The organism is uncultured Turicimonas sp. (genome assembly GCF_902477955.1).
Classification (GTDB): Bacteria; Pseudomonadota; Gammaproteobacteria; order Burkholderiales; family Burkholderiaceae_F; genus Turicimonas.
This window is the reverse complement of the sequence record NZ_CABSJB010000032.1, coordinates 15,128-31,643: the sequence shown is the minus strand read 5'-3', so window position 1 is coordinate 31,643 and position 16,516 is coordinate 15,128. Positions and strand designations below refer to the sequence as shown.

Sequence of the window (16,516 nt, the reverse complement as noted above, 5' to 3'; positions counted from 1 at the left end):
GAAAATTAAGTCTCTAAAGGCCATTGGGAAGAATCAAGCATTTTACAGAGCTTCCTTAGTTACATTGGGCAGAAATATATGGAGAAAGCTATCAACTAGACGCATGAGGAGGTCTAAGAAGTAATCTACAAAATGGCGGGAGAATTAAAACATCAAGGTGGAGGAGATATCTAAATACAGTTCGTAGTTAGATGGTGAAATTTCTGTTTCGGTAGTCGATGTAGATTAACGGGCTACCGAAAATTTTTTCCAGGTTCCTAATATTTTTATTTACTATTTTCAATAGGATCACTTGCTGGGAAATTAGCAACGAATTAATTTAATGCGTTTTCGATATCTTCAAAGCATTTTTGGCAAAACGGGAAAACGAAAAATAAAATAACGGATCACTATCGAGAATAAAAGAATAAGAAGGTTTAAAAACAAAACCATTTGGCCCGTCTATTCTAGGCAGCCGATATTCCTTCTTTCTTGATCATTGTTTCTCCAAGTGACCCGCCAAATTCCCAAGTTAGCTACAGGTTCAAATCTGACTTGCACAACGCTTCCCATTTTTGGAGGTTTTCTGGGACTTCTGTAAACGATTTTTTAACCGTTTAATGTATCTATCGTTGGAGGCAATTTGCTTCTGAAGTTTTTTTTCAAGTTCTAGGGTTTCTTCGTCTTTTTTTGAATAGAGAAACAACTCAATTCTTTCTTCGGGAGACGAATTGGCGAAGGTTTTTTTATTGCTTTTAAGGATCTCAATATCCTTTTTTAGGTAAAACAGAACTAATCCCTCTATTGCGATGAAAAGGCCAAGGGCGAATAAAGAACTAAGATCCATCTGCATTATTGGCCTCCCGATTCTAGTTTCGAAATTTGAATCTTAAGAGTTCTAATTGTTTGATATTGCCGGTTCCTCTTTTGCTTCAACAACTCTATGTTTTGAGTCGCTTCGTTGAGCAGTTTTCCTCTGTAATAGTAATTCAGAGCTTTTCTTCTCCAAGAAAAATAATGTAAGTCGTCTCTTAGGGAGAGCAACTTGTAATTGAGGAAACAATAAAAAACCGCCAAAAATATTCCTATGAGATACAACTCATCGAGCTGGTCAATCTTTAAGAATCCCATGTTCTTTTTCCTCTAATTCTTTTTTTAATCTTGCTTGATACGAAGCAATCTCTTTGTCTGAAGGAGGGAAGTAGATAATAAACATTGTTGCCATTAGGCCAATGAACAATACAAAACCTACAATCATCTTTTTCTCCTTTTTTCTTAGAATAACTCGCGAAAGAGCTAAAACCTTTGCACTAGTCCATTTGGGACGTAGTGCTTCGGTTTTGCTTTTTTTTTAAAAATTCGTAAGTTTCCTTAAACCATCTGCAATGTTGTGGGCGCCCCGAGTGAGAATGCTGGCCTCTCCCTCGACATCTGAGGATGCTTTATCACTTTTCTCTTTGACGTTTACATTAGGGACGGTTGAAAGTACAGTGGTTTGAGCCGCTTTCTTATGTTCGGCAAATTCACCCTGACCATACTCGACTGTTCCAATGGAGTTGGGCGAGACGGGATCCCTTAGCGTTCCGGCATAACGTGCATACTCCCCAAGCGTGACTTGGTTCTTTCCAACTGCTGCTCCTATGGTGCAGAGTGCCTGTTGCTGGTTAATGTCGGTACCGCCTGAAAGAAGCTCAAGGGTTGCTGCAACTCTTGCTTGTCTGGCATCTAAATAACCACCTGAAGCCGACATCATAGTTGTCATGCGTTGTCTTACGGCGTTTGAATCTAATAAAGCTTCGCCTTGTGTAAGAGCCTCGAACATATTTCGTCCTTCGGTTCCACCTCCGTCTATCGTGTCGATGATTTGTTTTGCAAATACGTTCGACGGAGCAGAATAAGAACCGTTCAAGCTGTTTGCTAAAGATTGCGCTGAAGTAAAATTTTGAACGGCTTGATCTACCTCTCCCGCTGCTTTTTGGATTGAAGAAATATCTCCCTTGCTATTTTGCTTAGCGAATTGACTGGCATCGGCAGAAGCAAGGGATTTTGCAAAGTTCATTTGTATTCCCTTCTGAAGTGCTTTTCTATAGCTTGAAGAGTTTGCAGAACTTAGCTGATCACTAAATCCAATGTTTGTACCTGCTTTACCGCCAAGTCCCAGCTTAGCGGCACCCATCTTGCCTAGCTCTGCAATTCTGGTAGGATCCAAGGTCGCCGTTATTCCTCCTTCCAGACCGAATGACGTGGTGAGCTTTCCGGCATTAATGTCTTGGACGACTCTTGCCTGATCACTTGCATTCAAGTGGTTGAAGGCATCCATAAAACCATCTGTTGCACTGTCAACAAATGATTGAGTTTTCCCTATCGCCTCAACCAATGATTTGTTATTCGATAAAGATTTCATGAAGCTGGACATCTTTGAATTGAGGGTTTGATCGCTGCTGGAAATCATAGAACCCACGTTCTGACCAAAAGATATGGTTTCATAAATTCCTTGCTTGCCTGTTGAAAGATGTCCTGCACCACGATTGGCTTGCTGGAAAGCCTGTTGGTCGAACACATCTCCAACTTTTACTGAGCTGGGAGCCATAACCTTTTCGTCAATATGGTCTCCACCGTTAAGTCTGCTCGCGAGCGTTGTAAAGGCGTAGGTACTTCCGGTCACAACCATCAGTGCAAGCAACGGCGTTGCGGTCATAAGCATCCCGCCTGTGGCGATTTGGTTTTGCAGAGTGGAAATAGCAGTGGACACACCGTCCATACTTCCCAGATTTAAGCCTTGAAGCTGACCATTGACTGATAAGGATATGTAGAGGTTGCAGATTGCCATAATCGGCATCCACAAATTGATCCAAAATAAGGTTTGCAGATACTTACCGATCAAACCCAACCCAAACATTCCATAAAAGAAAAGCATTGCACAGAAGGGCGTTATGGCATAAACGAAACCTTCGAAAAATGTCATCAACGGCATGACGACAGTGGCCCAAAGACTTTGTTCAGAAACCCATTGATAATTTCTTTGTTGGAGAGCCTGCGCGACCATAGTGTCCGCCAGTGCCGCGGATCGCGTATAAAAATGTTGATAGGCGTATTGGAAGATAGGAGTAATTATCGAAGCAAGAGCAAAGTTCTGTTGTTCTTGGGTGGAAACATCCAAATACGTAAAGGCATCATTGATAGTTAGTTGATAGTTTGGTGTTGAACCTGAATTCATGCTTTGGAGGGAATTATTCAGGATGCTGCTGACATTATCGTTTGTAATTTTCGAGAAAACGTCAGTATTAAGCTCTGTGTATGCTTCTTTACAGGTTACTTCTTTTTTGTTGTTTCCTCCGTTTCCCCAATAGTAAATCACGGAACCTTTAACGTTGTCCTCGCTTCCGTATTTAAGCAGATCCTGCACATTCATTTGGGAGGCGGAAGCTCTATCTTTTTTCGCTATTCTCAGAGCAGGGACTGTGCAGTATTTAATGTAAGCCCCCAGACTGGCTCGCACATCAACTCCCGTCTCCGTACTTAGCCCATCAAGCATAAATCCGGAACTGGCGTCCTGATCCGCAATAACTAAATACTTAAGAGAACTAAGGTACGGAAGATCAGTAACTCGGTTTGCTGTGCCAAACCCGGTTTCAAACAACACTGTCAGGCCATAGCCAACTTTTGAAATCATGGAGCCTGAAGCTGCAACTCCCAAAGGCACGTTATCGACGGTGTACACATCGTTGGTATATACGTCCTCTACAATGACTCTTGACGGAGATCCGAAACAAATTCCAAAAAGAATGAATCCTAAAAGGACGTGCTCCCATGCAATACTTCGTCCGCCCCGTAAAACTGCCTGAAGACAGACGACGATAACTGAAAACAACATTGCGATTGCAACAGCCTTGATGAAATCTCCGGTTCCCGTGAGCATTGCAACGGCATTAAAGACTTCCCGTAAGAATCGTCCGCTTCCGATGCTGTACATTGAAAATTCCAACATAGATGCCTCCTTGCGGGTTAATTCATTCTGATCGGGAATGAGCCGATAGGAGCGTCTGTCTTGGCGGAGTCTCCCTGCGGATCGGGAAGATTATTCTTGAAAGTTTCATAACGTTTAAGAGCTTCGGAAATCGTTCCGTATTGTTTTCTTAAGTCCTCGACTTCGGCCCTTATGCTTCGTTCATTCTCCTCAATTTGTTTGAGTGCTTCAGATGAGTAGGAAGAATCTGTTTGCTGTACTGCTTCTCGAACCGAATTTCCAAGCTGTTTAGTCATGTCGTATAAAACTTCTACGGTGATGATCGGAAGAACCTCTTGAATATATAAGGCCGCGATGCTTGGATCTAAGATGGAAAGTTTTTGAATCGGCACCCCAAAAGAGGGGCCGATATGGGCTAAGAGGTTTTGTTCCTGAGCTGTTAATTCTCCGTTCTTAGGGTCGTTAAATTTCACAACGATACCGCCCGGTACTCCTGTTGTGCGGTAAGTGTTGCCTAAGAGGATGTCTTCAAATCTTTCTTTAAGAGAAATGATGGTGCGTCCGTCTTGCGGGATCATTTCTACACAACCTTTCTCTAGGTCGCCAATTCCGCTTTCATAGGAGGCGCATTTATAAACCGTAAGATTGTTTCCGCCTTCCACAAGAGATTTGAATTTCAAAATCCCCGGTTTGTACTCGACTTCCACATTAGTCTTACCGTCAACTTTATTGCCCTCTTTGACAATAATTGTTCCGAACAAGGACATCATCTCTTCAATGGAATCCTTGTCCCCGCCGGGGAACCATGTTGTGGCATTTTGCTCAACCATAGACCGATAAACAATATTGCCCAGCTTTCTCTTGGTTTCTTCGATAGTGAGTGTGTCTCCTATCGAATCGTCAATGGTTTTTGCTGCATAGTCGTCACTTGAGGTGCCTTTGGATGTGGCAATTCTCTCGACTCTTGTTTTGAAATTCTGCCAATGCGGTCCTTGGCCGGCCACGCCGTCAACAATAACCATAGCTGCTTCACAAGAATTGTTCAGAAGGCGAACCCACTGTTGAATTTCATGTACAAGGTTTTTGATATTCAGACCGATTTGCGCACTGATGGTATCAATGGCAATCGAAAAAGCGTAGCCGGCAGCATTGGCCGCAATAGCGCGCATGAGCTGGACAAATTGATCCGCATTGATAAAAGAAAAGCTCCCGCCGAAAAAGTCGATGCCACCGCATCCGCCTCTCCAATCGGGAGGAGCAATTGATAGGAGGTTGGAACTGACTATACGATTGTGAATGCTTAATCCGCCACCCGTTACGACGCCTCTACGAATGCCTTCGTAAACGCCCGGTTTGCTGGTGTTGGTCATGCTGTTGAAAATTGATTCCATTGTCCCTTGAATTCCGGCATTTGCTGGCTGGATCACACAGGAACACGCCAGGGCTGTGGCTAACACTAAAGATTTGATTCTCATAAGAACAACCTATTTTTTCCTGGAAGTTTCTGCGACAGACTTCATTTCATTGACCGCTTTTTCTGCATTTTTGAGGCTCTTTACCGTGCTCATGTCGCTATTGGTAACCTTGGCTCGCATTGTGACCAGCGGAACCAATCTGTCGGGAGGAATGAAACCGTCAGCCTCCTGATAGCTTCTTAATTTCTGTTCGGATAAGGGAGAGGAGGTCTGAAGCGCTTTGGAAAGATCATTCCTCATGCCTTCAACCATAGGACGGGTTTTTTCGAACTCTTCTTCCTTTATCCAACCCTTGCGTTTGGAGACCAAAAGTATTCTTTGCTCGATTTCGTTGAGAGAAAGAATTCCTTGAGATATCGGCTCTGCATCACCTTTTGGCGTTACAAGAACGAGGGCAGGAACCTGGCTTAGGCCCAGCTTTTGCGCAAGTCCCGCATCCGGTTTCCAAGGAAAAGGATCTTTGCCGTCTTGGGTTTGGAAGCCGATTCCATCTACGGAGACTCCCATGATGGCAATGTCATAGCGTTTGGCAAAGTATCCCAAGATTGGAATTTGGGCTTTGCAGTATGAACAAGTTGATGAGAAGAAGAAAAAGATCCCGACCTTATCGCTCAAGGATGCAATAAGTTTTCTGGCTTCTTCCGTTCCTTTTGCATTGAGCGTGTTTGCCGCGACTGTGGAAAAACCACGTCTGGCGCTTTCGTCAATCAAAACATCTCCGACGACTTGCGCCTGTACCGCTTGAGAGAAGTTTTCTGCCTTATCCAACATTATTCTCTGGATTAGAAGAAAGGCCCGGACGTTCTCAGGAGTCGGATTGTCAATTGCTAAGTCCAGATATCGCGGAATGTTCTTTCGCAACCAAGCAACTGAGAAAGCCTTTTCGGGATTTTCTGCATTCTTCAGTTGTTCCTGAGGACTGGGCGTCTGTTTTTTAAGTTGTTCAGGCTTTTTCGGCTCTTCCTTTTCGTCCTTGTACCAGAACCAACCGTCTTCCGAATTTTCATAAAAAGAAGAGGAGGTGTCAGGACGATCATTGACTGAGGCTGCTGCAAATACGTTTCCTGCGAAAAGTGCAGAAAAACATATAAATGCAACTCTCTTTAAGATGCTTACGTTAGTCACAACTTCTCCATATTAAATTGAGGTTATGTCTCTAAGATAAGCTTTTGAATTTCTTCTCCTGCTGCGAAATTAGACGAAACCATTGAGTTTCGTGTCAGAAAAAAAATTCCCGCAAATGTAATTGGCTCAGTTTTTGTTTTGTGCTAGATTAACGAGCACGGAACTGGTGTTCCTGAATTTCTTGGTCGTGCAGACCATGTTATCGGCCCTGCTTCAGGCTATGGTTGCGGATTTGAAAGACAATCTGCGTTACGCGGTAAGGAAGCTGAAACCGTAACTCGCCGGAAAGAGGAATGAGTCGCATAGGCGGCCATTTGGTGATCTTTCATTACGGGGAAGTTGCGTCTGCCGATTTCATATTGAATCAACCTTCGGGTTGATTTTTTGTACCTTCCACTTGTGGCATTTGCCACTTGGCGCGCCGATCGCGTGATTTCGGCCCGAGTCTCCCAGCCCGAGATGCGGTAACGGGAGGTTTATTCCTCCTTTTTATCCCGACAAACCCCTTGACCTTGGCAGGTCATCGCGTGCGTTGTTGGACTTTTGTCGAAACAATCTTTTGTTTTGATACTCACGGAAATCCGGTCTTCACAGACTGTGCGCTTTTCCGTCTTTTTCAGTTAACGGGAATCCGGCTTTCATCGGCTGTGCGCTTTCCTGTTGTTTTCTTCTACACGGGCATCCGGCTTAACAAGCTGTGCGCGTACCCGTATTTGACCTTGATCTTTGAGATTCTTCCTTCGGAAGTTTTTCATTGATTTTTTTCGATGGGCATCCGCCCTTTTTAACCTCCTCTGACGGGGCAGAACTCCCCGCAAGGGAAGGTTTTGCGCCTTCAAAGGATTTTTCTACGCTTATGGAGGCGTTAATTATGCTTAACTACAAAAGCTTAAATGCAGTTACTTTGGTCGGTCGTATCGGTAGTTTGGATATGCGTTCTTCCGCTTCCGGAAGCAAGTTTTTAACTTGTTCCGTTGTAACTGAATCATCCGTCAAAGAAAACGGTGCCTGGACTCACAAAGCCGTTTGGCACAACGTTACGGTTTTTGGAAATGCTGAAAAAATAATTGAAAAACTCGAAAAAGGTTGCTTGGTTATGGTTGTCGGCAGTCTCGATTACCGAAAGACGGAAAAAGGAATGTTCTGCAACATAGTTGCTGATCAATTCCAGATTCTTTCGTCTTCCTCAAAAGAAACTCAACAGCCACAGTCTCGCAGTCAACCCCAGCGTAAAGCTCCGGTTCCTGCCCAGACACGGCCTCAGACTTCTTCTGAAGACGAAGAACTTTTCTAGTTTTTTCTGAAACCCTAGCGGGGCTTGTCCCCGCAGGGGAAAGGCTGCGCCTTTATGGAGCTTTTTCTGTCAACTACCTCGGCCTAAAGGCCGAGGCTTGAAAAAGCCTCTAGTTGACTAGCCTCAGGCCGTCGTTTGGCGGTCTACGTTGGTTGAGAATCTAGGCACCGCGGGATGCCGATCCTAGTCCCGCGCTCTGCGGCCGATGGTTAAAAGCTCTGGGAGGTAGGAGCGGTGCTGTCGGCACGAAACCCCTTCCAACATTGGCGAAGGATCACAACCGGTCGAAAGATCGAGAGGAGGCGGAACTTGAGAGTATCCGTCTCAAACTTTTTTACTTAACAAAAACAGGAGGCGCTTCTTCCCCTGCCTGAAAGCAGGGGTCTCCGCGCATAAATTTGATGATAATTGCTGGGTGTGCTGTCGGCATTTTCCTTCAGCAATCTTTGACCATAATCGAGATTTGTAAGCTTTTCGGTATCATGCTTTACATACTTGTTCTTGGTTACGTAATAAGGAGAATCGAATGAGCGTATTGTTCACGGTCGCCACGATTATTTTCGTGCTCGGCATGATTCTTTTTTTTGTTTCTAAGTACCTGCCTGACGAAAAAGATCTGAAAAAGTAGAGTAGGCGTGATTTTGTTTTTAATCGCACCTTTTCTGCATGAAGGAGTCAATGGCAGTTCAAAAATCTGAAAAGAAGCTTTAAGAGCTTCTTTCAACAAATTATTAACCCTCGCGGGGATAGTTCCCCGTCAGGGTCGCTGTCTCCGTTTTTTCTTATGGAGACAGCAACTATGCTACAAACTAAACTTTATACAGGATCCGATTTTCCGGAATTGTTGGACGAAACTTCGGGGAAATTTATTAAATTGCCCGAAAAGTTTTCTTTGGAAGGTTTTGAACCTTCTCAGAATCCGATGGTTCCAATGGTTCACAAGGATTACGTCTTCACAAAAAGCCTGTTCCGAGATGTCGCGCTGTTTTTGGCACGTCCTCACGGACACGCTCTTTGGCTGGCCGGTCCGACCGGCTCCGGCAAGACTTCCGTTATTACGGAACTTGCGGGCCGTTTGAACTATCCTGTGTACTCCATTACCTGCAACAGCAGGATGGAATTTGACGATCTCGTGGGACGACCAATGGTTATCTCAAAACCGGGAGAACAACCCTCCGTGAAATTCATTTACGGTCCTTTGGCCCGTGCTATGAAATCAGGCGGTATTCTTCTGTTAAACGAGGTCGATTTATGCGATCCGGCTCAACTTTCCGGTCTGAATGATGTGCTTGAAGGGAGACCTTTAACCATTACTCAGAACGGAGGAGAGCAAATCCAACCGCATCCCATGTTTCGTGTCGTTGTTACCGCTAATTCGGCGGGCAACGGAGACGAAACCGGTTCTTACACAGGCGTCCTTTCTCAAAACGTCGCTGCGATGGACCGGTACAGACTGATGCGTGTGGATTATTTGTCCGAAGGAATCGAAACCGTTCTTCTAAAAAAGCTCTTCTCAAACATCTCTTCGCAGATTTTGACCGGGCTTGTAAGGTGCGCGAACAAAATTCGCAAGTCTTATATAGAAGGAGAGTTAACGGCTCCTATGAGCACTCGTTGTTTGTGCTTCTGGACAGAACTTATGCAAGATTATGCAGGTTCGCAGAATCCTGTAAAGGATGCTTTAAAACTTTGTTATGCAAATCGCTTAAGTGCTGCGGAGCAAACCGCTGTTTTTAGCATTTGCATGAGCATATTAGGCGGGAAGTGGCTTGATTAGTCCAATTCTCTCTTAATTCAAACCCTGCGGGGATAGATTTCCTCGCAGGGGAAATCTGTCTCCGTTTTTTCTTTTATGGAGATAGATATGTCTGATTTGGTATCAACTGCTACAACTGTTCAAACCCCGGCAGTGCCGAACTTGAATTCCGGAATTGACGGAACACCTTTAAACGGTGCGAAGTTAATGGGTCAGCTTGCTGCAAGATTCGGAGTAGAGCCAGGTAAATTGGCAAAAGCTCTGAAACAAACTTGCTTTCGACAAACTGACGGAGAAATTTCAAGCGAGGAGTTGCTTGCGTTGGCCGTCGTTGCAAATGAATATGGTCTCAATCCTTTTTTGAAGGAAATTTACGCTTTCAGAAATAAGAACGGAGCCATTATGCCTCTCGTCAGTATTGACGGTTGGTTGAAAATTATGCACCGCCAGCCTACGTTCAGAGGTTTTGAAACAACCTTTGGTCCCGACGGTTCGATGGTTATGGGCAAGGAAGCTCTTCCTCAATGGTGTGAAGTCACCATAAAGAAAGAAGGTCTTGATCTTCCCATTAAGCACCGGGAGTATTTGTCTGAAGTGTTCATGGATACAGGTCCGTGGAAAAAACATCCGCGTCGTATGCTTGAGCATAAGACGATGATTCAGGCTATTCGATACGCTTTCGGTGTGTCGGGTATTTCCGATGAGGATGCGGAGCGGGAGATGGATGAGTCATTGCCCGTACAGACAAATCCCGTACAGACAAATGAATCGAAGGTTCGAAGAGCGCAAGCTTCTGTTTATCCTGTTCTGAGCAAAGAATTGCTAGAACGCCAGATAACACAAGCCGTCGTTCGCTCTAAAAACGTGCAGGGCTTCGATCCGATGGCTTGGGTCGATGTCCAAATCAACCCTGCGCAAAGAGAAGAGGCCCGTCGTCTACTTCAGTTGAAACTTAACCCTCCTCAAGTCATTGAGGCGGCAGAAAGTTCTCAAGTTATTGAAGTGACGGCACCCTCAGTCGCAACCGCAGAAAATGCTTCAGAAGATGATTTCTACCTGCCCTCGGAAGAAGGTTTGGAAGGAATCTAAGGAGGCAATATGCGCGTGGTCGATCTTGACCAACGCACGGATGAGTGGAAACAGTGGCGCAAACTTGGCGTCACTGCCACCGACAGTCCTGTTCTTTTCGGTCTTGTTCCTGAACAAAACTCCATTGAGCTTTGGGCAGAAAAAACCGGATTAAAGGAGCCGACTGACTTATCCGACATACCGGCGGTGCGTTGGGGTGTGGAGCATGAAGACTATGCCCGTTCCCTTTGGGAACTCAAACATGGTGATATTGCTTCTCCGCTATGCGTGGAATCGGATGCCAACCCTATTTTCAGGGCTTCACTTGACGGTTACACAACCAACGGGGAAGTCTTGGAAATTAAATGTCCGTATCCGGACGGCATCACGATTATGGATGTGAAAATCCGGCGGGAAAACAGCGATGCGTACAAAAGATATTTCATCCAAGTACAACATCAGCTTATGGTTTCAGGTTCACTCTTGGCTCATCTGGTTTTTTTGGACGGAGACGAGTTGATAGAGTTTGAAATCGCCCGAGATGAGAACGTCATCAACGAAATAAAGCAGAAAGGGGAAGAGTTCTTCAAGGCTGTACTTGAAAAGAGACCTCCGAGAGATAAAACCGGCTGGTTGCCAAAATCGGCTGAGGATGAAGCTTTATGGAGGGACGCTGCGGAACGTTATCTTGAAGCAGTTTCTCTTGAAAGAAAGTACAGAAGTCAGAAAGAACAAGCTAAAACGGAACTTCTGGGCATGATCGGCGAGTTTTATTCCTATGCCGACTACGCGGGTGTTTTAATCACTAAAGAACCTTCGAGACCGTCATCTTCGGTATCGTGTTCCAAAGTTTTGAAATACCTGATGCAGAAAGAAATTCCGATAACAGAGGACGTGTTTAAAGCTTGTGTAATGCCGAAATCTGAGTCGAGATGGAACGTAAAACCTTCTCCAACGGAAACGCGGGAGTTGGTGTTTAACGACCGCGAACGACTTAGAGATTCGGATCAAACTCATTTTTCGGAAGATTTAGACGATTTCGAAATCTCCGGAACAGGAGCTTTCTGGTTCTGAAGAAACCGAAATTTCTTCTTTCTTTTTTTCAGTTTTTTATTAACCCTGCGGGGACATCGTTCCTCGCGGGGGATTGGTGTCTCCGTGTTTTTTTTCTTATTAAGGAAATAATCATGGAAAACACAAAACTTACTTCTCTCGACAAACTCCAGAGAATTGCAGTTATCACTCCGCAGTTCAGAATTTGGACTGGCGAAACCGTTCTTAAAGCCACCGATTTTATAATCGGTCAGGGCGGTGAACTTCCTGATTCTGAGTTTGCGTCTTTAGGGCGAAAAGCTCTAATTGATAAGCAACACCTCAATGTGTTTCGCAACCTAAGAGACAACTTCCGCAAGGAATGCGGTTCAATTGGGTTGCCTTTTCTCGGTGGTTTCGCAATAGAGCTTTCAAAGCTCGATGAATTGAAACCCTTGCTGGACGATTATGTCCAACAATTCAAAACAGAGATTGATAATCTTTGTGCGAACGTAGAAAGGTACTTTGAGGACTGGCGCGAGAAGAACCCCAAGTATGCTCAGAATCTTCTGACGGATAAAAAATCTGTTGAAGACGTGAGGAGCAGATTCAAGGCCGGCTATGTGGTGAACAAGGTTACACCTCTCGAAGGTGAAACCGAAAGTCTCGAAAGAGAGGTTGAAGGTCTTTACGGTGTGCTTCTTGAAGGAATTCGAGAAGAAGCCGCGAAATATCTTTCAACTTCCATTACCGGAAGCGAGGAAGTTACTCAAAAGGCTAAAGCAGTCATTTTCAGAATGATGAAAAAACTTCATTCCTTGGAGTTTTTGAATCCTGAAATCCGTTCGCTTCGCAGGATGATTCACAGCGAGGCGAAACTGCTTCCTTCGAAGGGCAAATTAAGAGGTTCCGACTACTGGCGTTTATTTGGTTTGATGACAATTTTGTCATCCCAGAAACTTACAGAAGACATTATCAGCGGAAAATCGAATATAAGTTCTTTAGTTGGTTCTTATATTCCTGAATCCGAACAATCCAATCAACCCGAGCAATCCGCAACACCCGTTCAGGAGACAACGCCTGATACGGATGAAGGTATGCCTCTGTTTGAGGGAGTTGATAATCAATCTTCTCAGGCGGAAGTAACGGAAAAAGAAGAAGTTTCCAATTCTATGGACATTCCTTTGGAATCGGCTGTAGCTGAAGAAACTTCTGAAGTGACGAAACAAGAAGTTAAGTCTGAAGATTCTGTAGCGGATCTTCTTCGTGAAGAAATTGCAAAAAGGGGCGGAGATTCTGATCACTTTGTGGTTGTATCTGCCGAACCTCTGACACTGAAGTCTCCGGAACCGGTTTCTCCGAAACCTGAAAAGGCTAAAGAGGAACCTGCTACTTTTTGGTTCTGATCTTGTTTTTCAACCCTACGGGGCTTCGGCTCCGTAAGGGGTTGAAGTCTCTGGATTTTAGAGACATACAAAATGTTAAACAGACAAATGTTCTATCCGACTATTTTTCGTAAAATATACGGGAAATATTCGGGAGAAATTAATATGCAAAAAAGGATTGAAAGCGCATTACCTGAACATACTTTTCAACTTATGAAAGAGGCATCAGCAATGAGCGGTCAAACTGTGAAGAACTTCATAGCAGCGGCTGTTACTGAAAAAACTCTTTCTGTTCTGGAAAGATTTAAAAATGTATCTTTTAAGGAGATGCCTGTTCCAGTCGAAGTCCAAGAAAAAATTCTCAAAGCAATTATGACTCCTGAATTATTTGAAGAAGCCAATAAAAGGTTGCACGCTGAGAAAAATCCTATAGACATTTCAGGTTGTTTAAGGAGTTTTGATGAAACTTCTTCCATTAAATAGACAACACAATAGAGATCTATTTGATTGCGGGGAAGAGAATCTAAACACATTTTTCAGATGCTATGCGTCTCAATGTGTGAGAAACAGAGATTGTTCTTGCTATGTTTTGACGGACGATCCTCTTGATCAAATTCCATTAGGGTATTTCACCTTATCTTCTTTTTGTATTAGCAGGACATTGCTGTCGGCTATGAAAATAAGAAGCGGTTATACCCATATTCCTGTAACCCTATTAGGGAGACTGGCTGTTGATATAAAAATCCAAGGAAAGCGAGTAGGGCATTACCTACTCAATTCTGCCTTACTTTTGGCTGAAGAATCACCTGTTGCATCGCATGGTGTTTATGTTCAACCTAAAAATAGCAGAGCAGCCGAATTTTATCGTTCTGCTGGTTTCTTAGATTTGGAATCAAATAGCAACAATCCTTCTTACTCAATGTTTTTTGCCTTCAGGCGAAAGACCCTTAATTAAATTTAACCCTGCGGGGACACCTCCCCGCAAGGGACGGCTGTCTCCGCTTTTCTTTTGGAGATGGCAATGGCTAATGCTGCAACTGCTGCGTTTATACGCAGCTTACCAATCACAGCTAAATCTTTGGCTGATAAGTTTGGAGTAAATGTTTGCTTTGAAGGAAACGCAGTACCTCATACTGACGGTTCAACCATAGTTCTACCTATTTTGTCGGAAGAATCGACGTTAGGTGACAAAGAGGTATTTTTGGGGTTTCTCATCCATGAATGCGCTCATGTTCGCCTTACAGACTTTAGGTCTCTTCCGCCGACTGGTCTGGCAAATCTTTTCAGTGCAACGAATATGCTGGAAGATTGCAGGATTGAGGAAATTACTTGTAAGAATTTCTTCGGAGCTATTTACCTCCTTAATAAGGCACATTTGAAAAGTGTGGAAGGTTGGGAATACGAAAGGTTAAACAACGTTACCCTAATGCTGGTTTGGGCAATGATGTTTATTAAAACCAAACTTTCAATTTTCTTTCCCAAGTTCACAAACCTTGAAAGTGTTTTGGGCAATATCCTGGAAACCCGTCTTCCGGGCTTGAAAGCCAGAGCTGAAGCTCTTTTGACGAAAGAGTTCGCTTCGGCGGACACCACACTCAAAATTGGTGAACTGGCTCAAAAACTGCTGGACTTGTACGAAACCGACAAAAAAGAAAGAGCAGAGGAGAAGAAATCCGATTCTGCTCGATCTTCTAAGGAGGCAGGTAAGTCTGGGGCGCAAAACTCCGATAAGCCCAAGTCCGGTAAACATAAAATTGAGGTGATCGAAGATACACCGTTGGATATAAGCAGAAAGTTCAAACAACTGGCTGTCCAATCTGCGGAAAAGTTTTCGACCGAACACAAGCGCCCGGCGATTATGCTTGCAAATGAATCCGCTGCACGCATAAAAGACACTCTTAGAAGTTCTAGTCCTGAGTCAACAAATTTGTTTAGACAAAAGGCATTAGGGCTGACGCAAGGGTTACGTCGCGGTTTGGAAAGCTTGATTCAGACTCAAAGTATGCAAAACCTCGGAAACGGTAGAAACGGTAGAAGACTGGATTTTGGCAATTTAAATAAGTTGTCAACTTGGGATATGCGCATTTTTCGGAGTCCAATCCTGCTCAAATCTAAAAGAACGATTGTTCATATTCTTTTGGATCGCTCAGGTTCAATGACGAAAGATGACGCACAAATGGCGAAGATTGCCGCTTATGCTTTGTTGGAGACTCTTGACAGGATTCCCCAAACTAAAGCCCAGCTTTCAGCATTTCCGGCCATTACCAAGGATACCGGCCGTGTTACCGTCGTTCCTTTGGGTGAAAAGCCTCGTACATTTGCTTCTATCATTCAAGGTTTAAGCACATTCGGCTATACCCCTTTCGTCACTGCGATGGAAGAGGTGAGAAGTGTCCTTGCAACACAAGAGGCCGATAAAAAAATTGTACTTGTTATCACAGACGGTATGTTTAGTGAAGCTGATTCTGAAGTTGAAAAGCTAAGAGCAAGTTTCGATAAAGACGGTATAAGAACCGGCGCTATCGGAATAAAAACAGAAGGAAACCTGCCAATGTTTTTTGGTAAAAATTTTGAGTGTGTTGAATCTATCTCGAGATTACCGGGTGCGGTTTTTTCTCTTGCTAAAAAGCTGATGCTTGAGGATTGCGCTGCATAACTGAGGCTGTGCGTTTTAATTTTTGGAGCGTCTGGTTTTCATAACGCTCTCCGTCCTTGATTTCCTAAAACCTCTCAAATTCAAAATTTGTTTTGAGGTTTTATACAAGGGCCCGGGCAACCGGCAGATAAACAAAACCCCCGATTTGCACTCGGGGGCTTCTGGGAGAGACGCTATGGACATCAACATAGTTAACGTCTCCTTGGACTTGATTATATCGCTTAGTGACGGGAAGGAGTTGTTTCTTTTCCTCTTGTTACTGATGATATTTTTGAAGCGTCTGAGGTAACGTAAGTTATGCCCCGCCTAATAAGCGGGGCGCTCCGCCCAACCCTTACGGGGATTTTTCCCCGTAAGGGGAAAGATCTCCGATTTTTTTTGGAGATTCATTATGGGAGTTAGAAGTGACGTTGCATTCGTGATCAGTAAAGAAGATTACGAAACCTTAGAGAAGATATTTAAGAAAGAATTCCCCGAATCCAAGCTTTTGGATTGCTTCGAATTGGCTGAGACGGTCGAGGAGAAGGGAGAAACCTGGTCCGTTTTTGTTTGCCGCGAAATCAAGTGGTACACGGACGACCTGGATATTGCTTTTTTGATGTCTTATCTAAAAGAAAAGAGAAGTCAATTTGCGGAAGCCTGTGAAGCAGGCTATTCGGAAAGCTGGAACTGTACTCCTTTTGAGGATTTGGTCGGCGTACAAAGCCAGCCCCAGCTATTTCTTAACGTTTGAAATCATCAACCCTGTGGGGATTTTTCCTCGCAGGAGGAAAAGTCTC

At 44.1% G+C, this 16,516-nt stretch carries 13 protein-coding genes; 9 read left to right on the top strand and 4 right to left on the bottom strand.

What is annotated here, in order from left to right:
* Nucleotides 1-1,090: 1,090 nt before the first annotated feature.
* From RDK53_RS09470 to traF, 4 genes are all read right to left on the bottom strand, one after another.
* Nucleotides 1,091-1,237, bottom strand: a complete 147-nt coding sequence (locus RDK53_RS09470) for a hypothetical protein (RefSeq protein ID WP_279173308.1) — start codon at nucleotides 1,235-1,237, stop codon at nucleotides 1,091-1,093.
* Nucleotides 1,238-1,330: 93 nt separating this feature from the next.
* On the bottom strand, nucleotides 1,331-3,967 hold the full coding sequence (locus RDK53_RS09465) for a conjugal transfer protein TraG N-terminal domain-containing protein (protein ID WP_308514327.1): 2,637 nt from the start codon (nucleotides 3,965-3,967) through the stop codon (nucleotides 1,331-1,333).
* Nucleotides 3,968-3,984: 17 nt separating this feature from the next.
* Entirely contained in the window at nucleotides 3,985-5,421 is a 1,437-nt protein-coding gene (locus RDK53_RS09460) for a conjugal transfer protein TraH (RefSeq protein WP_308514326.1), read from the bottom strand.
* 9 nt (nucleotides 5,422-5,430) lie between these two features.
* Nucleotides 5,431-6,546 carry a conjugal transfer protein TraF gene (traF, locus tag RDK53_RS09455; RefSeq protein ID WP_279173305.1) on the bottom strand — a complete coding sequence of 372 codons (1,116 nt, stop codon included), beginning with the start codon at nucleotides 6,544-6,546 and terminating at the stop codon, nucleotides 5,431-5,433.
* A gap of 871 nt (nucleotides 6,547-7,417) precedes the next feature.
* Here traF and RDK53_RS09450 point away from each other — a divergent pair.
* From RDK53_RS09450 to RDK53_RS09410, 9 genes are all read left to right on the top strand, one after another.
* Nucleotides 7,418-7,840: a single-stranded DNA-binding protein gene (locus RDK53_RS09450; protein WP_279173304.1), complete on the top strand. Its 423-nt coding sequence runs from the start codon at nucleotides 7,418-7,420 to the stop codon at nucleotides 7,838-7,840.
* Nucleotides 7,841-8,639: 799 nt separating this feature from the next.
* Complete coding sequence (locus RDK53_RS09445) at nucleotides 8,640-9,617, top strand: AAA family ATPase (protein WP_279173303.1); 978 nt, start codon at nucleotides 8,640-8,642, stop codon at nucleotides 9,615-9,617.
* Between the two features lie 87 nt (nucleotides 9,618-9,704).
* A complete protein-coding gene (locus RDK53_RS09440) occupies nucleotides 9,705-10,685 on the top strand; it encodes a recombinase RecT (RefSeq protein ID WP_308514325.1) in 981 nt (326 codons plus the stop codon).
* 9 nt (nucleotides 10,686-10,694) lie between these two features.
* Nucleotides 10,695-11,738, top strand: coding sequence for a lambda-exonuclease family protein (locus RDK53_RS09435; RefSeq protein WP_308514324.1), 1,044 nt, complete (start codon nucleotides 10,695-10,697; stop codon nucleotides 11,736-11,738).
* Between the two features lie 113 nt (nucleotides 11,739-11,851).
* Nucleotides 11,852-13,102 (top strand): DUF3150 domain-containing protein, encoded by a 1,251-nt coding sequence (locus RDK53_RS09430; protein WP_308514323.1) that lies wholly within the window; start codon nucleotides 11,852-11,854, stop codon nucleotides 13,100-13,102.
* 72 nt (nucleotides 13,103-13,174) lie between these two features.
* Nucleotides 13,175-13,564, top strand: a complete 390-nt coding sequence (locus RDK53_RS09425) for a hypothetical protein (RefSeq protein ID WP_279173299.1) — start codon at nucleotides 13,175-13,177, stop codon at nucleotides 13,562-13,564.
* The gene (locus RDK53_RS09420) at nucleotides 13,542-14,036 is read left to right on the top strand and encodes an N-acetyltransferase (RefSeq protein ID WP_279173298.1); all 495 of its coding nucleotides are present in this window, start codon (nucleotides 13,542-13,544) and stop codon (nucleotides 14,034-14,036) included. Before RDK53_RS09425 ends, RDK53_RS09420 begins: the two co-directional genes overlap by 23 nt.
* Before the next feature lie 66 nt (nucleotides 14,037-14,102).
* Complete coding sequence (locus RDK53_RS09415; protein WP_308514322.1) at nucleotides 14,103-15,737, top strand: VWA domain-containing protein; 1,635 nt, start codon at nucleotides 14,103-14,105, stop codon at nucleotides 15,735-15,737.
* A 391-nt stretch (nucleotides 15,738-16,128) separates the two neighbouring features.
* The gene (locus RDK53_RS09410) at nucleotides 16,129-16,470 is read left to right on the top strand and encodes a hypothetical protein (RefSeq protein ID WP_279173296.1); all 342 of its coding nucleotides are present in this window, start codon (nucleotides 16,129-16,131) and stop codon (nucleotides 16,468-16,470) included.
* The last annotated feature ends 46 nt before the right edge of the window (nucleotides 16,471-16,516 follow it).